Origin of the sequence: Pseudomonas sp. CFII68, from assembly GCF_000416195.1 — a bacterium.
GTDB lineage: Bacteria > Pseudomonadota > Gammaproteobacteria > Pseudomonadales > Pseudomonadaceae > Aquipseudomonas > Aquipseudomonas kilonensis.
Genome location: NZ_ATLN01000040.1, coordinates 15,223 through 36,215 on the forward strand (window position 1 = coordinate 15,223; position 20,993 = coordinate 36,215).

The following is a 20,993-nucleotide window of genomic DNA, read 5'->3' on the forward strand; positions in this document are numbered from 1 at the left end:
AAAGCTGGGTGACCTGTTCGATCACCCGGATTCCATTCCTGTCGCTCGTTACCGGTCAGCTCAGCCTGGCGAGCAACGACAGGGCATCTTGCGGCGTGCGACGGGACATCAGCGCTTCACCGGCAAACTCGCTGGCAGAGCACTGTTGCGCCATGGATTGGCAGAGCGCTTCTCGGGCAAAGCCGTTGAGACCCAGTTGGGCGAACGGCGTCTGGATGTCGATCGACTGCGCGGCGTCCGGGATCAACGGAGACAGGGCGTTGAGCAGCAGGTTTTCTTCCTGCCCTTGAGTGTTCGTTGTGGCCGGTGAAGGCTCGTCGCCAGGCACCGCCTGCGGCTGGGGATCGGCCAGGGCGGCTTGAATCAGGGCGATGGTTGCCTGCGGGAACTTGGCGTTGGCCAGTTCGGAACTGTGGGCCTTGAGCTGAGGCCACATGGCGACTACCGACTCCAGGAAGTCCAGTTGCACCAGCGAATCCAGGCCCAGGCTTTCATAGCTTTGTGTCGGGTCGATCTGCTCGACCGTAAAGCCGGTGATGGTCGCCAATTGCTCGAATACCCACGCTTGGACGTCCACCGCTGGCGCCTGCGGATCGGCTTCAAGCCGCGCCAGCAAAGCGGTTGGGGTAGGGGCGTCGAAGAGCTGCGAGGTCAGGTCTTTCTTTTCCGGGAAGTGCTGGGCCAGGGATTCGAAAATATCCACCAGCCCCAGCGAATCGATCCCCAGGCTCTCGAAGCTCTGGTCGAAGTCGATCTGTTGCGCCTGGAAGCCGGTGACCGTGCTGATTTCCGCACGCAACCATTGCCCGTAGCTGAGTGCATTTGTCTCTTCGACGGCTGCGGCGGCTTCGACGACAGGCGTCGGCGCCGGTATGGTCGGGTTCGAATAAGCCGGTTCCAGCACGGGAACACTCTTGTTGACGGCAGCTTCGGTCCCATTGGCATAAACGCCTTCAAGGACTTGTTGATGAGCATTGAAATAATGCGCAGTGACCGTTTCAGCCTGTTCCAAGAGTCGCAGTAATATCGATTCTTTGGCGATATTGGATTCGCACAGTGAATCAATGATCTTTTCGGAAAGAGAGAAATAGCTATGGGCTATTTTCCCATTGGACACGATGAATTCCTGCACAACATCGTTAAGTTGCAAGCGCATAAGATTCTCCTAACCAAGTCGGTCGATATTTCTTTAAGTAAGAAAGATCAAAAATCATGGCCCAGGGCGGGGCCTTGTTTATATCAATTAATCAAACTGGCAGTAGCCATGGAGCGACTTAAAGTTGGAGTTCCACTGCTTCGGTCTCGCAAGATATTGTTGTTCTGGCGCCTTTGAGCAACCCGGACCTTACGTTCAGGTATGTCATCAGCGTTATTGCATCGGCTCCGAGGAAAGCGATATAGCCGTCAGGACGAATCAGCATCATCGTGCCTTCCTTGGCGTGGTAGCGCTTATGCAGCCGCCAATCGGGGTCCAGCAACGTCGAGTGCCAAGCCGGCAGGCCGGCGCCGCTCAGGGCGTCGATCACGCAGTAGGCCTTGATGCCTGGGTAGTCCTTTTCCACCGACTTGGCCAGCGTGTAGTAGCCTGGCAACAACGGCGAAAACTGATCGGCCGCGCTGAAAATCAACAGCGTGAATGTCCCGTGGAACAAGTCGATCAAGCGTTTTGTTGGCATCCCTTGCAGTTGCCACAGTTCGACATCGGGCGCCAGTTGCCCGGCGCGAGGCGGTGCGGTCTGGAACTCGGGTTTTTTCCCTTTCTTGCTCCAGTTCTTGCGCTGCTTCTTCGTCAGCGATTCTTGAATGTAGTCACTTTTCTCATAGTGATATTGATGACCGGAAATCATCGACGGCAGTTTGCGCTGGGCCTTTTTACGGTTGCTCAACAGCGGCAGGACGTTGTCGCGCAGCCACACCAGGGCGCGACGTTGGACTGTAATCAGCCCCGTCAGCCGGTGGGCGGTGTTCTCGACTTCCAGGGCAACCGGGTAGCGCTCTTCGTTGTAGCTGTCGAGCAAGGACGGGTTCGCCAGGCCCTGATCGACATAGGCCATTTTCCAGGCCAGGTTGTAGGCCTCGGAAACCCCTAGGTTCATCCATTGCCCACCGATGGGGCTGCCGATATGCGCCGAGTCCCCCAGCAGAAACACGGAGCCTTGCTGCATCGATTGCACGCGGCGATGCTGGAAAGAGGCGATGGTGGTCGATGAAATGTTGGACAGCGTCATCTTTTGCCCACGCCCTTCGCACAAGCGCTGGAAGTTCTCCAGGCTCAAGGATGGGCGCTCGCCTTCTGGCGGCAGGTTGTAGGGCATTTCGATGAACAGCCGATAACGCGATTGAGCACTGATCGGTGCAACGGCCACATAACCGTCCTGCGCACCCAGGAAGAATGCGCCCTCATCCTTGCTTCCGGACCACTCGATATCGGCATCGGCGAGCATGAAGAAGCGGTCGTAGGACGAGCCTTCGAAGGTCATGTCCAGGCGTTTTCTGATGTTGCTGCGAGCACCGTCGCACGCGGCCACCCAACGACTGGTGAAGTGTTCGTCGGTGCCGTCGGCATGCTTGAGCTTCATGCTCACCGAACCCGGCAGGTTTTCGATGTCCACCAGTTCGGTGTTCCACTCCACCTCGGCACCCAGCGCCTTGAGCCGCTCCAGGAGAATTTTCTCCGTTTGCGGCTGTGGCAGGCTCAGGAGCAGGGGATAGGGCGCATCCAGGTAGGAGAAGTTGTAGTTCAGTACCCGCTTGGCATTGGACTGCACCGAAAACTGGTTGATCGTGAAGCCGTCGCTGATGGCTTGCTCGGCAACGCCCAGGTCCCGAAAGATTTCCAGGGTCCGGGAATGGATGGCCATCGCCTTGGTCGCCGTCGAGGGGCCGGCGTTCCTTTCAATGATGCGGAACGACACGCCCCATTTCTTCAACAGGATTGCCAGGGACAGGCCAACAGGACCGGCACCGACGATCATCACGGTCGGGGCGCTGCCAGGTCGCTTGAAATGCTTGGGGGCCAACGTGCTCAGAGTGTTCATCGATCAGTACCAGTTTCTGTAGAAGGGAGAGTTGGCAATGCTGAGCAGGGCATCGTCGCCTGATGAATCGCCGTAGGCATAAATGTAAAAATCATCAAGGTTGCTCAAGCAGCCCTTGAGCCGCGTGACTTTCTCTCGCTCTACACAGTTGGTACCGGATATTCCGCCGGTCAGCTTGTTCTTTGCCGTGGCCAGGCGGGTGCCGCACACATAGTCAAAACCCGCGGCCTGGCCCCAGGGGATCAGGTAGTTTTCCGGCGAATTGCTCACCAGCGCGGTGACGTGCCCCATGGACTGATGCCATTGCAGCCGCCGCATCGCCTCGGGCCTGAGCCAGAGCGGCAGCAGCTCGCTGATGAAATACTTGGCATGCTCGCGCTCTTGCTCCACCGACAGGCCGCCCAGGTAACAGGCAATGAAGGCCAGCCGTGCTTGCATCAGCGGGGTGATGCCGACGATCACGCTGAGCATCTTGGGCAGCAGGGGAATGATCCGCAGCCAGAACGAGCGGGTGCCCACGATATAGCGCATGTAGCGCCAGAACGTGTGTCGGTCGGTCAATGTGCCGTCGAAGTCGAAAACGGCCAGGACCGGTTGTGTGCTGTTAGCGTGCATGTGCCTCTTCCTTGAGAGAAATAATCTCGATGGTCTTGGGCAGCTTGAAGCCCGATAGGTCGCGCGAAAGCAGGGTGGACAGCGCGTTCTGGGTCAGCTCGCCGGTCCCTTCGACGCACAGGTGCAGCACGTTGACTTCCTTGTGGTCCGGGACGATATAGGCCTTGGCACGCAGCACGTCAGGGTGCTTGAGGGCGACGGATTCGATTTCCACCAGGTCGACCATCTGCGCCTTGATCTTCGAGATTCGCAGGCGTTGGCAATAGAAAAACACATGCCCGTCGTCGTCCCGCCAGACCAGGTCACCGCTGTGGAACCAGCCATCGCGGAAGAACCGCGCATTGGTGTCCTCGGCATCGTTGTAGCCGTCGATCACCATCGAGCCGCGTATCAGCAATTCGCCGATGCGCCCAGGCGCCACGTCCTGGCCCTGGGCATCGACGACTCGCAGCTCCACACCGCTGATCGGCTGGCCCATGGCGCCACGGTGGACCGTGCCAATCGAGCTCTGGACGATCACCGGCATGCTTTCGGTCAACCCATAGCCTTGCAGCACCGGATTGCACCCCAGCAGTTTCCCCAGCTTCTCGGCTTCATCGGCCGGCAGGTGGCTGCCGCCCGAGTAAATCATCAGCTGCGGGTGCAGCGGCAACAGCGCGCCTTTGCGCTTGGCCAGGCGTGTATTGAAGTAGCGAATGACGTCGGGCACCAGGCAGGCGAAGGTGACCTGATGCTCGGACAGCACTTCGGCGAGGTCTCGATTGAGCAGGGTGTTGGTCATCAGCAGGGTGGCGCCAATGCTCAAAGGAAACACCATCATCACGGAGAGGCCGAAGATGGCATACAACGGCAGCGTCACCAGATGAACGGATCCGACGCCTTGCAGATGAAAGTGCTCATGCAGCCCGTCGCTCGATTGCGTCAGGTCCAGATAACGGTGAGAAACCGCCAGGGGTCTACCGATGCCACGATAGGTGAATTGTACCGAGACGATCGGATTGCCCTCGGGCAACAACAAGGGTTCGATCTGGCAAGGCAGTTGAGAGAGGGCCGTTGCGTTGGCGGGCAGGGGCGATGACGGCTCGCTCCCACCGTCCAGCACCAGGGAGTGCCTGACACCGTTGTCAGCCTGGAATACCTCACTGTGTTGCACCCATAGCGCTTCGGTCGTGACCACGAGCGTCGGCCTGGCGAGGCTGACGACATTGGCCATTTCGAAGGGGGTCAACTTGTAGTTGAGGATGACCGGAATGGCGCCTCGCCCGATGATCGCCAAGTAGTAAGCGATAAATGCCACCCCATTGGGCAGCACCAGCGCTACTTTGTCGCCAGGCAATACACCAAGCGCTGTAAGAGCGCCATTGCATTGTTCAGCCTTGATGTGCAACTCTCGGTAAGTAACGGTATCTTCTTCCGTGTCCAGATGCCGAATAGCAACTTGCTCGGGGAACGATTCCGAAAAACCGACAAAGCGATGCAGAAAACCTTCTTTATATGAAAGGCTTTTCATTTACCAACCTCTCTCAATCCTTGGGTGTATGGCTAGTCAAAAAAAGTACTACAGAGGTAGGCTATATATGAATTGTTTCAATTAAGCATCTGTGTAGTTGTTATTCCGATACCAATCCAGGGTATCGGTCAGGGTTTCAGCAACAGGGCGGAACTTGCACTCCAACTCCCGTGAGCTTTTGTTATGGCTGAAATGAGTACGGCCTTGTTCTTGCTCCATGAGCTTGACCGTGGAGGTACTGATGAGCACCGGTTTTTTGGTGATCCGGTAGTAACCTTCATAGATAAGCGCGATGATTCGCAGCATGAACAGAGGCACTTTTCGCTCTGGGGCTTTTATGCCACTGACGCTGGACAGCGCCTGGAAAATGCTCTTCATGTCCATGTGATTGCCGGCGGCCAGGTAACGTTCTCCGGACCTGCCGCGACTGATGGCCGCGATTTGATGCTCGGCGACGTCCCGGGCATCGACAACGGAAAAGCTTCCGGGGAGTACGCCGGGCAATTTTTGTCCGACAAAGTCGAGCAGGAACTGTCCTGACGAAGTAGGGCCGATATCGCCGGGGCCGAACATCCACCCTGGCAGGACCATGGCGATAAACATGTCCGGGTGCTGCGCCAGGAATTGCTGGACCTTCTGTTCGGACAATATTTTGCTCAAGTAGTAATCGTCAGCCTCCAACTCACTGCGAGACATGGTTTCATCGATCACTTGATCCCGATTGCCCTTCAACACGGCAATGGAAGAGGTATGGACTGCACGACGGATGCCGGCGTCATAAGCGGCTTGCAACAAACGCTCGGTGCCGGTCACATTGGTGTCATACAGTTTTTGCCAATGTTTCCCGCCTTTGTAACTGTCGCGGAAATAGGCGGCCGTATGAAACAGGGCGTCACACCCTTGCAGGGCATGGGCGAAAGCATCGACATTGAGCATGTCGCCTTCGACCAACTCCACGGGCAGGTTGCCGAACTGTTTTCGGGCTTTCTCTACAGAACGAACCAGCGCTTTTACTTTGATGTTTCGTTTTAGTAGCGCACGAACGACATTATTCCCGAGCAGGCCAGTAGCGCCTGTAACGAAGGCATATTCCATTAAAATCCCGCTCCTGTGAGGTGACCTGCCATCGCATCGAGACCCGTATCACTGACTCGATGCCCTGATCAGGCGTTGGGCTCCACCAACGGCGCAAGTAAAAACCATCCGGTATCTGAAAATCAAGTGGTATTTCGTCGGACTGACGAACTGAACGCTCTGAACCGGGCTTCATGCCTGTTTTTTCACGTTTCAGCGTGGGGTGTCGGACAGAAAAATATCCGGTTTGAGTCGCCCGACACCACGTCAGGGACTTATCGAGTGGGGGCAAACGAAAATTTCAATTCGCCTGTACACCGGCAAAAACTGTGGCCACCGGCTCATCTAGCGTGCCCTGCCGGTTGCTCCAACTACATGGCACATACATGGCGGTTTTTGAAAGTTAAAATGTAAATGATTGAACAAGGCGCGTATAAGATATGATGGCGAGAACGGGTTCCGTACAGTGAGGCGTCGATTCGTTGCATCCAGTTACACGTAGATATTTTGTTTGGCCAAAGGAGCCGAGGGCGTGATTAAAAAGAGACTAGGTCGAGAAGAGAGCCAGCAAGTAACAAGAGACAGATTGTTCGACACAGCCACTGAGCTGATGATCCGAAGAGGCTTTCATGCCGCCAGCGTCAACGTTATTGCCGAGGAGGCCGGCTTTTCCAAAGGCGCCTTTTTTTCAAATTTTTCAAGTAAATCGGACTTGCTGCTGCAATTGACTCAACGCTTCAAGCGAGTTGAGATCGACCGATTGAGTACGACCCTGGCATCGGGATACTCGGCGGAGCAGTTGAGCCACGGCTTGAATACCTATATCGATACGCTGAAGAACAATACCCGCTGTGCGATCCTCGATGCCGAGTTGCAATTGATCGCCCTGCGCGATGAAGAGTTCTCGCCGCATTACTACGACTTGCATGAGGAAAACAGCGAGGCCTTGGGCAAGTTGATTACCATCATATTCAATCATGCTGGCAAGAAGCCGCCCCTGGCCTACGCCGCGCTTGCCAAGACCTTCACCGCCCTGGCGGAAGGCCTGATATTGCAAGGGCATAAAGACCCGGCTGTTGAAATCAAGCTGGTGTTGAACTCGCTCATCCAGACCGCAGAGCCTCTGTAGTCCTCCGCCATCCTTGCTGACAAGCCGGCGACGGACCTCCAGCATCTGGTTCGCTAATACCGCTGCCTGGATCGACGGTCCGATGAATCGATATTGACCGTACAACCGTCATCGCGAGCAAGCTCGCTCCCACATGGTCCAGCGCTGAATGCAACGTTCATAAACACCCCAGATCCCCTGTGGGAGCGAGCTTGCTCGCGAAAGCGGTGGGTCAGTTTGCATGGGGCGAGCGGACGGCCTTGTAGTTGAGGCGTTTACAAGTGCCAGCCAGCCCTTTCGGTTTGGGGGGAGTTGTTAACGTGGATCTGCGATATCCAACGCCCGATTCGCCAGCAGCTCACTCACCTCAATCACTTGCAGGATACCCATCGCAACATGCCGGCGAGAACCCTCAAGATCGAATGCCAAGTCGCTGATCATGGCGTTGGCGGAGGCCAGGTTTTCGCTGAGGTTGGCGAGCAGGCTTTCGCTATCAATCCCCTCCACGACGGTCAAGAGCTGAGCTGCTCGCGACTCTTTCTTGGGTTTGGCCTGTTCCGGCTTCAAGTAATAATCGAGCGCCCGCTCGGTGGCTTCGTGGAATTTTTCCGGATCGAGGCTTGAGTAGGAAGAGGTGGGGTCTGATTCCGGTGGATTGGGTGTGGCTTTGAACATGATGACGCTCCTAGGGGTAATGGAGCCGCCAGACATCGCTGCTAAACGAAGAGGGTGGCGACTGTACGCGGGTTAGCAGACCGGACCCCTAGAAGCCGGCAGACCCGAAGGTCTCCCACGCACAACCGCCATTACATGGCAGGCATTAAGACCTGCTCAACAATGTGGAGCACTGTGCGTCTAGGGATTCAGGCTGCTAAACCCGACCGCTGATTTTCAGCGACCAGATAACCATAGAGTCCCGCGCCAAAGCGCACAAGCGGGCGGATTCTGGCTTAGTTGTAGGCAAAGGCGCAAGGCGACGTAGCCTCAGGACTAGCGCTTCTTGTTACGGGGCATTTGTCTGTAAGGCTCGATGCCTGCCGTTAAAAGGGGGAACCCTGAACGCATCGCTGCCAGTGTCGCCCACGGCGCCGGTATAGCCGCTCAAGGCTGCTTCCGTTGCGGTCCCTTCTCCAAGGTGGTTGCGTTCCTGGCGTCGGACCGTGCCAGCTTTATCGTCGGTTCGGTGGTCATGGCGGACGGTGGCATGACGGTCACCGCTGGCTGAGTCAAGGAAAAACGGCACCTACCCCATGAAGGGTAAGCGCCGTTTTTTTTGCCTGTGGCCTTGAGCGTTTGTTCAGAGTTGCACCCGACGAAGTCTGCCACTTAACGGCACCACGCCTTCATCTGGCGTAGGCAGTGGCCGCCCGACCAGCCCCATGCCTTCGCTGACCAGTACCGCGTCGGGTAACAGGCACAGGTTGGAAGGGGTATCCAGGTCGCGGGCGAGCACCGTGACCTGGGCGGTTTGCAAGTCGCAGCTCAGCAGTCGTCCACTGAACCGGGTAAAGCCGCCATGCAGGGGTTCGCCGTTCCAGTCGGGGAGTAGCGGTTGTTGCAGGCGCTCGCAGAGTTCCAGCACCAGCAGTTGGCCGTTGGGGCGCAGCGCCAGCCCGGTGGGCAGTTGCAGGCCGCAAATCAGGATGTCGATCCTGGCACTGGCGGGCCAGACCCGGATCACCTGGCCGGCCTTCTCGGCAAAGTCGATGCCCTTGCGGTTCGGGTCGCCGTGCAGCTCGCCCGAGAACAGGCTGATCAGCACGGCGTCTGTCGCCGGTTCGTACACCAGGGTCACGGGAACGGCTTCCTGGCCTTGATCCAGTTCGGGCAGTTGGGCCAGCACGCGCTCTTCCTGGCCTGTGACGAACTCCACCAACTGATTAGTATCGGGCTTGACGGCCAGCCAACTGCCGCGGGTCGGGTGGTAGCACAGCGCATTCAGGTTGCCACGGCTATGAAAGACCGGTTCGGGCGGTGTGAATTGCAGGTCCAGCAGTTTGGAACCGGCGACATAATCGGTCTGGCTGACCAGGCAGCGTCCGTCACCGCAGGCGATGTCCGACACCCCCATGATTTCATCACGCAGCATGCGCGCCTGCATGTTCATGGCGCGAAACCCTTGCGCCAGGGTTTCGCGGGGCAGGTAGGCGCCGGGCCGCTGCGGATCCGGTCGCAGTCGACTGATACGGCCGCTGAAGGGTTGGTCGGGCAACCCCGAGCCTGCTTCGGTGAGCAGCAGGCTGCCGTCGGCTTGCAGGCAGAGGCCGCGAGGGTTCAGCAGGTCCTCGGCGACAAAGGTGCTGGGGCGCAGGCTTTCCCCGGGGTGTGCGGGGATCTGAAGGGGAACGGGCATAGGCTCTCTCCGTGAATGAGCAGGGGATACGGTCATCGCGGCGGTTGCCACGGTTCACCGGTGAGATAGGCCCGCAGCAACGCCCGTTGGCAGGGCGACATCGAGCGCACCACCGGCATGAACAGCGTGGTGCCTTTGTAGGCATCCGAGGTGCGGGCGAGGATGGGGTTCTTGGCACCCTTGATTGCATCGGGCTGATTCAGCGGGATATAGCGCGACATGGCGGGGAACGCCAGGTAGTGAAAGCGCAGCACGTTGGGGTACATCAGCGGCCAGGTGATGGTGGTGCCCTGGGGAATGCCGAAGTCGGTCTGGGCGTACTTGCGAAAGTTGGTGAAGTAGGCGCTGCTGTCGAGGCCGTTGGCCGTGCAGGTCAGGGCGACGAAACCGGCCTGGGCGGCGCTGCCCGGCTTGACGGTGACGGGAAAGCTGACAGACAGCTCGCCACTGCCGACGGTCAACGAATCCGGGAAGTCGAGGAAGTCCCAGTATTGTGGTTGATCGTAGACAGCGGGAGCCGCCGCTTGCAGGCCGATTTCGGTCGTACTGGGGACCGCTCCGCCCAGGTACCTGACCTGCAAGGTGATCGACAGGCCGTTGGGGTAGTCCTCCAGATAGACGTTGCGCTGGTCGGCATAGATCCGATAGGTCGACTCGGTGGCCTGCAACGTGGTCCCGGCGACCTTGCCCGGTGCGTTGATCGCCAAGGCAGAGGTGCGTACTGCCTGTAGCTGGTCGGCGGTCAGGGGCAGGTCGACGATGCCGCCATACACGTAGTAGTCGAATAAAAAGCGGCTGGTCGGCTCCAGGGTCGTCAGGGTGGTGGCGCCGGCGCTGATGGTCACGGTCCCGTAATCGGCGTTGGGGCCGATCGGGCTGGTGATGTCGTCCCTGACGGCCCGGAAGGTTTCCTTCGGAATGACGTTCACCATGTCGATGCTCAGGTAACCGGTGTTGTCCAGGTCGGCATAGCCGGCATTGCCGGTACTCTGGTTGACCAGCTGCCGGCCCGGCTGGCAGTTCAGCGGCTCGTCGGCGAAGGCCGGGGCCAGTGTGCCGATGACCCGGCCGATGCTCGGGTTGGGCGTGTACTTGCCGGCGGCGTAGTCGGCGTCCAGTTGTTCGGTGGTCATCGTCGGGCACATTTCGAACATGACGAAACGCAGGACGATGCCCGTCGCCCCCGGTGCCTGGATGATCGAGCGCAGGCCGCTGCTGTTCTGGTTCCAACTGACAATGCTGCTCAAGGGAAAGGTCAGTTGAAAGGTGCCGCTGGCGTGGAAAGAGCCCGGCGCGTCCATTTTTTTCGGCAGCAGCACACGTCCCGCCACGTCGAAACTGCTGCACACGGTGTTGCTGCGGATCAGCAGTTGGATGTTGTCGTTGCCACCGATCTGCAGGCCACCGACGAAGATTTGGGTGGTCGTCGAGGCGGTGGGGTCCAGGTCCACCATCATCGGGCCGGAAACGGGCCCCTGGCCGGTCACCGGGTCCACCGAACCGAGCAAATAGACGGCCTGGCCCACCAGGTCGCCGGTGGTGTTGATGCTGCCGGGGATGCCCTGGGAGCTGATCAGGGCGTTCTGCATGTCGACGACATGTTGCCCGTAGTGATTCCAGCCACCGGCGGTGTAGTAGTCGCCGGTGGGAGCATTGATCATGTTGTTCAACTGGTCATCGGAGTAGGACTCGGCGCCCGGTGCCAGGGTCGAGGTGGTCAGGTCGAAGAGCGGCCAGTCATCGTTGCCATCGTAAGGAATGGTCGGGGAGTTGTTCGGCAGGCTGACGTCGGTGCGGATGCCGCCCCAGAAGTTCAGCCGTGGTCCGTTCAGGATGCTCATGAGTTATTCCTCGTCCTTGATGGTGTTGCCGACAGGCGCATTGGCGAATTTGAACAGGTAGGAGTAATCGGATTTGTAGGGACTCTTGACCGGTGTCGCCATGGAGTGGCAGTTCATGCAACTGCTGTTGGGCTGGATGTAGCTTTCCATGGTCACGTTGGCCGAAAGGGCGGGGGTCGGCTGGCCCAGCGGGTTGCTGGGGTTGTCCGGCATCAGCGGGCGTTGGGTGGTGATGAGTTGGTAGTACTTCAATACGCTGCGTTGCAGGTCCGGGTCGCTGCGGTAACGGGCGTTGACCTCGTTGGTGATCTCGGCGATCGGCGTGAAGCGGTTCAACGGGTTCGGGGTCTGGAAGGTGGTGCCGGGTTTGGGCACGCAGACCAGGTGTGCGCCCTGGGTCTGCCAGTCGCAGGGCGACTGGTTGAGGGTGGCTGCCGGGGCGCTGGGGTTGAAGTAGGAATAGGCCGTGCCGGCTGCCGGCTGGTCGACCCATACACCGTTCACCATTGTTTTGGGCGCAACGTTGTCGATCTGCTCGAAGGTCGACCAGATCCACTGCGGATAGCCGTTCACCTTAGTGATGACGTGCAGGCCCACCAGCCCCAGGTAGGCCTCGGTGACGCCGGTGCGCTGGCCTTGGTCGTCGAACGTGGCCACGCGCGCGAGCATGGTCAGGTAGCGGCTGGCGTTGTCATTCGTGGTGAGGATGCGCCAGCTCGATTTGACCTCGATGACCCCATAGGGAAAGTTGATGTTGTTGGCTCTGGAAACCACATCGGCGTTATAGAACTGGTTGGCGACGATGTAGTTGTAGGAGGTCTCGTTGGCCGAGATGTCGTAGTAGGTCGGGTTGCCGGCCTGGTCGATCAGCCAGCCGCCGACGGCCTGGTCGACGGCATTCACCTGGGAGCTGTTCTTCAGCGCGGCGATGTTGATGATGCCCAGGCTCTTGGCAAGCTGTGGGGTGTTCCAGGGGCCTGGATCGGCCCCCAGTGGCAGGAAGGTTTCTTCCACGGTCTTGTAGGTCTGCCAGACGGTGTAGCCGGGGTCCCCCGGCTGTTTACTGCAGTCGGGATCACCGCGTTGCCCCGCCTGGGCGGGCCAGTTCATGGCGATGAACAACTGCCAGCTGTATTGATCGAACAGATCCTGGCTGGCGTTGGTCGCCGGCGCGGTGCTGGGGGGCTGGCAATTCAGGCTGGTGGCCTGCGCCTGTCGCAAGGCTTGCTCCTGGGATTGCTCCAAGGCCTGGGCTGGAAGGTTCGCCAAGCCCAGTAGTACCACGGTGAGGCGGATTGAAATGTTCATGGCGATCCTTCGTCATTGTCAGGGTTTGCGCTGCATGAGCTTGTTCCACTGCGCCTTTTGCCCGTTGCTCTGTGAAGCCGGTGGCTCGAACAGTTGGCACGGCGGTGGATTCGCCGGGCACATCGCGGCCACTTGCGCCCAGGTCTGGGCAGGGTCCGGTTTGGCGATGCGGAAGTTGGTGTAGTTCTGGCTGACGATGGGGGCATTGGCGACGCTGGTGTCACCGGAGAAAAAGAACGACTGGGGCTGCCGGTAGGGCGGTTGTCCCGACATCTTTTTGTAGAAGGCATAGCCGAACAGGATCGGCCCCTGCGGCGATTGAAGGTCCAGCGCGTAGGCCTGCACGCTACCGTCGAGGTTTTGGCTGCGCTCGGCGCTGTAGGGCAGGTGCTGGATGAAGTCTTGCCGCGGCGGATGATTCATCGGCGAAAACATGCAGCAGGCCGGCATGTCCTTGGGGCGATCCTGCGGGTAGGTCAGGAAGTAGGCCTTGTTGCCCAGGGACACGAAGGAGCAAGTGTAGTTGTTGTTCTTGATCGGGAAGATCGGCAGGCAGTACTTCTCATAGTGCTCCATCATCGCACCGAAACCGTCGCCATCGGCCGGGATATAGGCCGTGTCGTAGTAGCTGGTTCCTCGGGAGACGGTGTAGTCCGCCGGGGTCAGGGTAGAGGGTGGATTGCTGTAGGGCGGCGGGTTTTTTTCGTAGTTGTGCATCACCCGGTACATGGTCCAGTCGCTGATCCAGAACGCCGGGAAAAACGGATCGGAAGGCTCGCCTGGGAGGCGTTTGGCGATGCAGTTGCCGTTCTGTTCGTTGCAGCCCTCGGTGTTGTGCACGCCCATGGTGAAGTACACGGCACCGCTGTCCTGGGCGAACAGAGGCGGGCTGAACAGCAGGATCAACAGCAGCAACCGGTTCAAGAGACTGGTTTTCATAGGTCATTCCTTTGAAAAGTACCGAGTGACACTGGGTGCGAGCCTGTGGGAGCAAAGCTTGCTCGCGATGAACGATAACGCGGTCATTCGAAAGACCGAGGTGCCTTCATCGCGCGCAAGCTCAGCTCCCACACAAGCTCAGAGGTTGTCGTAATCGCTCATCTTGAGTTGTTGTGGCGGATAGTTGCGTTTCACCAGTTTCTTGGCCCACAGCTCCAATACCGCACGGCGGCTCTGGGACATGTCACGGGTGATGGGCATCGAGAGCGTGCTTTCCTCCTGGTAGGGCTTGCTGATCAGCACAATCAACTGGTCGATGGCGCCTTCCACTCGCGCCTGGGAGTTGAGCGGCATGTACTTGTTCATGATCGGGTACAGGTAATAGAAGGTCTGCAGGATGCGTGGGTAGAGGAAACCCTCCCACAGCTGCGTGGCGGCGTTCTGATCCTTGTAGACGGTGTTCCAGTAGTTGATGAAGTCCTGTTGCAGCTGCACGTCCAAGGGCAGGACGCGGAGCGGGGCGAGGAAGTCGATGTAGGCGTGGGGCAGGGGGAAGCTGAAGGGGATGACCGGATCGCTGGTGCCGTCCTTGATGAAAAAGCGCAAGGTCGGGAAGCCCGGGGCCACGGCCCTGAAGCTCACTTGGGCGATGCCATTGGCGTCGGTGGTAGTCGCTACATAAGAGTAATCCACCGGCGTGGCGTGGACATCGTTGAACAGGGTTCCGGTGGCGTAGACGCCGGCGTCGAATGCCAGGCAAGGGTGCAAGTCGATCGTGACCGGTTTGCCCTCGCCCTGCAGGAATTGCTGATAACCGATCGGGTCTCCGCTGGGTTGATCCATCTTCCGCAGCGCGGTCAGTCGGCGGCCGCTGCCTTCGGCCAGATAGTTTTGCACGGGCGGCGTGTCATTGAAGTGCGGCAGATTGGCCTTGTTCAGGTTCGGGTCGCTTGGGTGGTTGAAGAACAGCGTGAAATTGGCCCCATTGCTGGAGGCCAGGTAGTAGTCGCTGGTGGTCACCATGTAGGGGTTGCCATATTCCGCCACCCACAGCGTGGTATTGGCCGCCGGCTGACCATTTTTCTGCACCATGATGGTCAGTGTCTTGTGGTCGCCCACGTCGATGAAACTGCCGCTTTCTATGACCTCGGCGGTCCAGGTCTGTTGGGCGGCGGCGGTCAGCGGTGTGGCCGGAGCCGGGCTCTTGCGTTGCAGTTCCAATGTACCCGACTGCAAGGCCTTCACTTTGTCGTCGTTGAGTGCGAAGTCCAGCAGGCCCGAGCGTTCATCAAAGGCGGACTGGCGGTACTGCTCGTAACCGAAGTCGGCCACCGGAGTGAATTGATCACCCTCGCGTACACCCAATTGGTAGTCGCCAGCCTGGAATTTTTCTGCGGTCAGGATAGGCGCGGTGGGGTCCACCGGATAGAACGGGAAGGTATTGGTCAGATCCAGCGACAGGGTGTTCCCGGTGACTTGGGCCGACACTACACCCAGTTTGGCCGGTGCGACATCACGAGGTGGATTCGTTTGAATGAGCGGCACGGGGGCGACGGGCACCAGGCGCAGGCCGGCGGGGGCGGTCGGGTATTCGTCGGCGAACCAGAGGCCCAGGGTCGCGGCGGTGCGGCTGTAGGCGGGGTTGAAGAAAATACCGGAAACGTTGTCCAGGCCCTTCTGATACATCGCTTGCAGACGAGCTGTATCCGAGGGGGCGTTGGAACGGGTGTTGACGTACGGGAAGTCGTTGAAAACACCGTTCCTGTCGTAGCAGGTCAGGTAGGTGGAGAACCTGAACATCAGGCCCTTTGCCCCTTGCAGCTTCATCTGCTGCTGGAGGTTACTCAGCAGTGCCGAATCGCCGATGACCCATTCCAGGTTCTCCTGGGGAAAGCAGGACTGCCAGGTGGTGGTGACATACACCAGGCCACCGAAGGCGCCCCAATTGAAATTCAGGAACCGGTCCATCATCCGATACTGGCGATTGAGAGTCAGGCCACAGGTGGTATCCCCCAGCATCAGCTTGTCGAAGTACAACGCGGTGAAGGTGTTCTGCCAGGGGCTGACGTCCACGAAGCGCGCGGCAGTCGGGGCGTTGCTGCCAAAGGGATTGCCGAGCAGCTGGTAGTCCCTGCCAACCAGCGCATCCTCGGTGATGTAGGTGTTGGCCTGCAGCTCGCCGCCAATGATCGTCGAGCGAGTACCTTTGTAGCTCACCGTGCCGCAGGCATTGTCGCCAAACAGATCCCATTCGGCAGGCATGTACGGGTAGGTTTTCGGGTTGGCGTTGGTCGGTACCTGCAGCATATAGGCCGGCAGCTCGTCCATTTTCAGCGGCTTGATGGCCCAGGGCATCAGCTGGGTGGGGGCGTTCGTGGCGTTGATGTCGAAGTAGTTCATGAACGGCCAGTTGATGTCCGCGTTGACTGCGTCATACAGCGGATACACGTCATTGTTGTTGGCCGTGGGTGGGTTCCAGAACATATGGCCGTTGAGGTAGATACGGGGGAAATTCAATACGCTCATGTCATGCTCCTTAGCGTTGCCACTGGGCGCGTTTCAGCGACCAGACAAAGTCCAGTTTTTTGTAGCCATCGAAGTCTGAGGCTGGCAGCGGGGCTGTCGGGTAAACAATGCCGCCCCCTTGGTTCAGGGCGAAATTGAAGTAGCCGTCGTCGTTCGAGTAAGCGGCAGTGCTGTGACAGGCCAGGCAGGACGAGGTGTTCTGGAACGCCGACTCCAGTTGCGAGTTGGCCAGTACCTGGGTGATGGGTTGGAACTCGACCCCGATCAACTCGTACTTCGACAGGTTCCGGTTATTGGCCTGGAAGCTGGCATTGACCGGCTTGGCGGCCGGAGTCGGCCCCGTGGTGTTGGTCATCGGCGCAGGCGGGGCGGCATTGGTGACGGTGTATTTACTGTTGTTGATGTTTTCGAAGGTGGTCCAGACCCAATCGCTGTTCAGTTTGTTGACCACATGCAGACCGCTCAATGCCACATAGCCGACCTGGTAAGTACCGTCGTCCTGCTGGTAGTAGGCCTGGGCAATGTAGTAGCCGTCGTTCACCAGGGTTTGTCGGTAGGTCGTGTCTGTGCCGATCCACAGCCACGCGGCTTTCAACTCCCAGGCGGTGGGGGGGAAGTCCAGGTCGTTGGCCAGGGCGGCCTGGCCATTCATGTTGTAGACCTGCTTCTTCACGACGTAATCGAACGTGTCCTTGCCCATCAGTAGCTGAAAGCGTACGGGGTTACCCTGTTGGGTGTCGGGCACGGCACCGCCCATTTGCAGGATCAGGCCATCGACCTGTTGGGTGGCATTGATGTTATGGAAGGATCGGGACAGGTCCATGCCTTGTGCCTTGGCTTGCGTCACCACCGCGGCCGGGAGCGGCACGGAGCTGTCATAGGTGCCCGGCGGAGCACCGTTGGGCAGGTAGACCTGGTCCGAGGGCTTCATCATCTCCCACACCAGATTGCTGCTTTGCGCGGTGCTGGGTTGGTTCAAACAGACGAACCAGTTCCAGGCCATGGTCTCGGGACTCTGGGCAAACGCGGTCCGAGTCTGGTTGATGTCTGCTCCAAACTGCAGGAAGTTGCTGCAATCGAAGTTGTTGGTGTTCTGTGCCTGGGCCAAACCGGCCAGGGCACTGAGAACGGTTATGGAAATGGCTCGCCGCATGGAAGCTCCTTGGCATTCGCCGTATCGGCATGAGGGCGCCCCTGGAAGTGTTCCAGGAGCAGTTGCTTCACCGCCGTGGCCGCAAGGTGCTGTGGCAACGACAGATCACAATTGGTGATGAGCAGCGGGCCGGTCTTCTCGCTCGTGGGCAGCCGTCCGTGGCTGCCGCGGACCAGGCGGGTGTCCAGCGGAATCAGGTCCATGTAGTAGCGAAAGCCGAGCTTTTTCTGGAGCAGGCGGCGCGCCACTTTCAATTTCGGGAAGCGAATGGCCGGGTCGATGAACAGCTCGAGCGGGTCGTAGCCTGGCTTGCGATGGATGTCCACGGTGCGGGCAAAGTCGGGAGCCTTGCGCTCGTCGAACCAGTAGTAGTAATCGAACCAGTAACCGGCGGCGGCCACGGCCACCAGCTCGCCGCTGCGCGGATGATCCAGTTGCCAGGCCTGTTGTTCGGTTTTATCCAGTACCTGCTCGATGCCGGCCTGGCGTTGCAACAGCGCCTTGACGCGGGGGATGTCGCGCGCGTGCTTCACGTAGATGTGCGCGACCTGATGATCGGCCACGGCAAACGCTGCACTGGCACCGGGATCAAGCAATTCCCAGGTCAGCGATTGGCGTACCTGCAACAAGCCCTCGGCACGTAACAACCGATTGATGGAAACGGATTGGGTGACGGCTTCTATCCCGTATTCGGACAGCAGCATCACCGCCGCGCCTTGCGCTTGGGCAAAGTCCAGCAGACGCCCGACTTCACTGTCGATGGCCCGTACCTCGTCGGCAATCGCCGGGTGATCGGGCCCCAGGCGTTGCAGGCTGTAGTCGAGGTGGGGCAGGTAGATCAATTGTAGGTCGGGGCGGTTGAGCTGGAATTCGGCGATGGCACAATCGACGATCCAGCGGCTCGAGGCGATGCCGGCCGCCGGCCCCCAGAAACCTGGAAAGGGAAATTCGCCGATCTGTTGCTCGATACGCTCATGCAACGAGGCCGGCGTCGAATACAGGCCGAACATTTTACGGCCGTCGGCCGGATAATGCGGCCGTGGGGTAATGGCGGCGTCCACGTCGGCATACATGTTGTACCACCAGAACAACTGGCTGCAGCGAAACCCGGGGTACTGACGCTTGAGGGTCTGCCAGACCTTTTCCCCCTGGATCAGTGCGTTGGGTTGCAGCCAGAAACGCACTTCGGCCTGATCGCGAAAATACCAGCCGTTGCCGACGATGCCGTGTTCCGACGGTGGCTGTCCGGTAAGGATCGAAGCCTGCACGGTCGAGGTGACCGCCGGGAACACCGGTTGCAGCGTGGCCATCTTGGCCGTTTTCAACAGGGCATTGATGCAGGGCGTCGCGGCACCCAACAGTGCGGGCGTCAGGCCGACCACGTTGATCAGCAGCAGCGGCTGGCGCGCAGGATCAGAGCGCATGGGCATGGGCCTCCAGCGCTTGAGGTTGCAGCAAGCGGCGCTGCTGCAACTGATCCTCGACCCAATGCAACTCCGCCGCGATGCCCTGGAGCTGGGCGTGCTCGGTCGTGGGCCGCAACTGGCTGGGCAGGACGCCCCAGCTGTAGGTTTCCACTTCCAGCACGGGGCGGAAATCCCCATGGTCGGCCAAAAAATCGAACGTCTGCGACAGGGCAAGCTGGCTGCCGCTGAGTTCGGGCAGCAGCAGGTGCTCGCTGAACAGCGGAATGTGGAAGTGAATCCTCAGTTCGGGATGAGAGGCGCGGTTCTGCTCACAATCATCCAGGGCCGCGGGGAGGTCGGCCCAGGCCGATAGCTGATCGTGCCCAGCGCGGGCCTTCACTTGATGCAGGTAGGTGGGCTCGGCAAAACCGCTCAATGTCTTGAGCACCTGTTCGCGCCGATGCTCGTCCTCAGGCAGGCGACAAATCAGCGCATTGGATAACTGGATCTTGCCGATGGGGACCTGGGCCTGACGCAATCGGTCCAGTGATTGATAGCAGTCTTCGAACATCACGGCCTGGTGGCAAACGTCAAAGCACAGCGCCAGGTGTTCATGGTGCGGGTCCGTGGCTTGCCAGTGGCAGAAGAAGGCGATGGCCTGGTCGGTGTTTTCCAGCACGCAATCGGGCTCCATCTCCAGGCAGACCACGATCTTCTTGCCCGTCTCACGTTGCAGCCGGGCCAGCCCGGCGGTGAGCTCGCGCAGTTGCTGCTCGGCACGTTGCTGTAGCGTCGGGCTCCAGTGGGCGGCATAGCCCAGCGGCAGGCTGGAGATCACCCCCTGGGCACAGTCCGCTGGCAGGGCCTGGGCGAGAAATCGCGCCAGGTCTAGGCTGTACGCCAGCCGCTGTGGGTCGGCCCAGCTGGGCAGGTAGACGTCGGCTTTCACCGCGCCTTGGTGAAATTGGCCGTAGGGAAACCCATTGAGTGAGGTCAGGCGTAGCCCGCTGCGTTGCAGCAGGTCGAGGAAATCCGCACGGGTCGGCGCTTGTTGGAGTTCGGCGGCGGCGAGGGCGCTGATCCACAATCCACTGTCCTGCGTGTCGAGCCCGCGCAGTGTGCGTACGGTCTGGAAATGCCGTTCGATGGACGCGCGCAGCCCGCCCAGGTCATGGGTCGGGTGCACGTTGCTGCAATAGCCGATCTGCGTGGCCGTCCAACCCGTGCGGGCACTCATTTGATCACCGGTTCCTGGCCGCGCAGGGCGGAGTTGTCCTGCCACTGCCGTCGCTGATCGATGGGCAGGGGCGTGCTGACCAGGGCTTTGTCCAACTGGCCGCTCTGGGCAAAAAAGTCCACCGGATTGTGGAACAGCACTTGTTCGACCTGGGCTTCACTGAAGCCTGCGGCCAACATTGCCTGGCCGGTCTTGGGCACCTTGAGCGGGTCGCTGATGCCCCAGTCGGCGGCGCTGTTGACCACCATTTTTTCCGTGCCGTACTGCTGGAGTAGCGCGACCATGCGCTGTTCCGACATCTTGGTGTTGGGGTAGATGGAGTGGCCGCGCCAGCAGTCGCTGTCCAGCACCAGGGGCAGGGTCAGTTCGTTGAGGTGGTCAATGATCACCAGGTGTTCGGCGATGCCGACCTCGCGGATGACGGCGAGCGTGCGTTTGGTGCCACCAATCTTGTCGCGGTGCGGGGTGTGCACCAGCACCGGCAGATTGAATTGCTTGGCCAGCTCCAATTGCGCGGCGAGAAAGCGATCCTCTTCCGGGGTGATGTCGTCGTAGCCGATTTCACCCACCGCCACCACGCCGTCTTTCACCAGGTAGCGCGGCAGAATCTCCAGCACCTCGTTGGCCACCGACAGGTCATTGGCCTCCTTGGGGTTCAGGCCAATGGTGCAGAAGTGATGGATGCCAAACATGCTGGCGCGAAAACGCTCCCAGCCCAACAACGTGTCGAAGTAGTCGATGAAGCTGCCAACGCTGGTCCTGGCCTGGCCCTGCCAGAAGGCCGGCTCGATCACCCCGGTGATGCCGGCGGCCGCCATGTTCTGGTAATCGTCGGTGGTGCGGCTGACCATGTGGATATGCGGGTCAAAGTACTTGAGCATGGTG

General features: G+C 59.5%; 16 protein-coding genes and 1 pseudogene. 2 read left to right on the forward strand and 15 right to left on the reverse strand.

Annotated features, from left to right (window positions below):
• Window positions 1-55: 55 nt before the first annotated feature.
• The 5 genes from CFII68_RS19600 to CFII68_RS19580 form a co-directional block, all read right to left on the reverse strand.
• Window positions 56-1,156: a phosphopantetheine-binding protein gene (locus CFII68_RS19600; RefSeq protein WP_018603836.1), complete on the reverse strand. Its 1,101-nt coding sequence runs from the start codon at window positions 1,154-1,156 to the stop codon at window positions 56-58.
• Window positions 1,157-1,274: 118 nt separating this feature from the next.
• On the reverse strand, window positions 1,275-3,038 hold the full coding sequence (locus CFII68_RS19595; RefSeq protein ID WP_018603838.1) for an FAD-dependent monooxygenase: 1,764 nt from the start codon (window positions 3,036-3,038) through the stop codon (window positions 1,275-1,277).
• A 3-nt stretch (window positions 3,039-3,041) separates the two neighbouring features.
• Window positions 3,042-3,653 carry an HAD-IB family hydrolase gene (locus CFII68_RS19590; protein ID WP_018603840.1) on the reverse strand — a complete coding sequence of 204 codons (612 nt, stop codon included), beginning with the start codon at window positions 3,651-3,653 and terminating at the stop codon, window positions 3,042-3,044.
• On the reverse strand, window positions 3,643-5,163 hold the full coding sequence (locus tag CFII68_RS19585; RefSeq protein WP_018603842.1) for a class I adenylate-forming enzyme family protein: 1,521 nt from the start codon (window positions 5,161-5,163) through the stop codon (window positions 3,643-3,645). The genes CFII68_RS19590 and CFII68_RS19585 overlap by 11 nt, the downstream gene beginning before the upstream one ends.
• An 81-nt stretch (window positions 5,164-5,244) precedes the next feature.
• Window positions 5,245-6,258: an SDR family oxidoreductase gene (locus tag CFII68_RS19580; RefSeq protein WP_014338495.1), complete on the reverse strand. Its 1,014-nt coding sequence runs from the start codon at window positions 6,256-6,258 to the stop codon at window positions 5,245-5,247.
• 511 nt (window positions 6,259-6,769) lie between these two features.
• On the opposite strand from CFII68_RS19580, the gene CFII68_RS19575 reads away from it, so the two are divergent.
• A complete protein-coding gene (locus CFII68_RS19575; RefSeq protein ID WP_024619328.1) occupies window positions 6,770-7,366 on the forward strand; it encodes a TetR/AcrR family transcriptional regulator in 597 nt (198 codons plus the stop codon).
• Window positions 7,367-7,660: 294 nt separating this feature from the next.
• Here CFII68_RS19575 and CFII68_RS19570 read toward each other — a convergent pair whose 3' ends face one another.
• A complete protein-coding gene (locus tag CFII68_RS19570; protein WP_018603848.1) occupies window positions 7,661-8,020 on the reverse strand; it encodes a DUF6124 family protein in 360 nt (119 codons plus the stop codon).
• A 454-nt stretch (window positions 8,021-8,474) separates the two neighbouring features.
• On the opposite strand from CFII68_RS19570, the pseudogene CFII68_RS27400 reads away from it, so the two are divergent.
• Window positions 8,475-8,570, forward strand: a pseudogene (locus CFII68_RS27400) (SDR family oxidoreductase); the annotation flags it as partial.
• 72 nt (window positions 8,571-8,642) lie between these two features.
• Here the strand turns inward: CFII68_RS27400 and CFII68_RS19560 are convergent.
• The 9 genes from CFII68_RS19560 to CFII68_RS19520 form a co-directional block, all read right to left on the reverse strand.
• Window positions 8,643-9,698, reverse strand: a complete 1,056-nt coding sequence (locus tag CFII68_RS19560) for a hypothetical protein (protein ID WP_018603851.1) — start codon at window positions 9,696-9,698, stop codon at window positions 8,643-8,645.
• 32 nt (window positions 9,699-9,730) lie between these two features.
• Complete coding sequence (locus CFII68_RS19555) at window positions 9,731-11,539, reverse strand: hypothetical protein (RefSeq protein ID WP_018603853.1); 1,809 nt, start codon at window positions 11,537-11,539, stop codon at window positions 9,731-9,733.
• Window positions 11,540-11,542: 3 nt separating this feature from the next.
• On the reverse strand, window positions 11,543-12,847 hold the full coding sequence (locus tag CFII68_RS19550) for a hypothetical protein (RefSeq protein ID WP_018603854.1): 1,305 nt from the start codon (window positions 12,845-12,847) through the stop codon (window positions 11,543-11,545).
• An 18-nt stretch (window positions 12,848-12,865) separates the two neighbouring features.
• On the reverse strand, window positions 12,866-13,786 hold the full coding sequence (locus CFII68_RS19545; protein ID WP_018603856.1) for a hypothetical protein: 921 nt from the start codon (window positions 13,784-13,786) through the stop codon (window positions 12,866-12,868).
• A 138-nt stretch (window positions 13,787-13,924) separates the two neighbouring features.
• A complete protein-coding gene (locus CFII68_RS19540; RefSeq protein WP_018603858.1) occupies window positions 13,925-16,312 on the reverse strand; it encodes a hypothetical protein in 2,388 nt (795 codons plus the stop codon).
• Between the two features lie 10 nt (window positions 16,313-16,322).
• On the reverse strand, window positions 16,323-17,465 hold the full coding sequence (locus tag CFII68_RS19535) for a hypothetical protein (RefSeq protein ID WP_018603861.1): 1,143 nt from the start codon (window positions 17,463-17,465) through the stop codon (window positions 16,323-16,325).
• Window positions 17,444-18,889 (reverse strand): alkaline phosphatase family protein, encoded by a 1,446-nt coding sequence (locus tag CFII68_RS19530; protein ID WP_018603863.1) that lies wholly within the window; start codon window positions 18,887-18,889, stop codon window positions 17,444-17,446. The genes CFII68_RS19535 and CFII68_RS19530 overlap by 22 nt, the downstream gene beginning before the upstream one ends.
• Window positions 18,879-20,108 carry a metabolite traffic protein EboE gene (eboE, locus tag CFII68_RS19525; protein WP_018603864.1) on the reverse strand — a complete coding sequence of 410 codons (1,230 nt, stop codon included), beginning with the start codon at window positions 20,106-20,108 and terminating at the stop codon, window positions 18,879-18,881. The genes CFII68_RS19530 and eboE overlap by 11 nt, the downstream gene beginning before the upstream one ends.
• Window positions 20,105-20,989: a TatD family hydrolase gene (locus tag CFII68_RS19520; RefSeq protein WP_018603866.1), complete on the reverse strand. Its 885-nt coding sequence runs from the start codon at window positions 20,987-20,989 to the stop codon at window positions 20,105-20,107. The genes eboE and CFII68_RS19520 overlap by 4 nt, the downstream gene beginning before the upstream one ends.
• Window positions 20,990-20,993 lie beyond the last annotated feature (4 nt).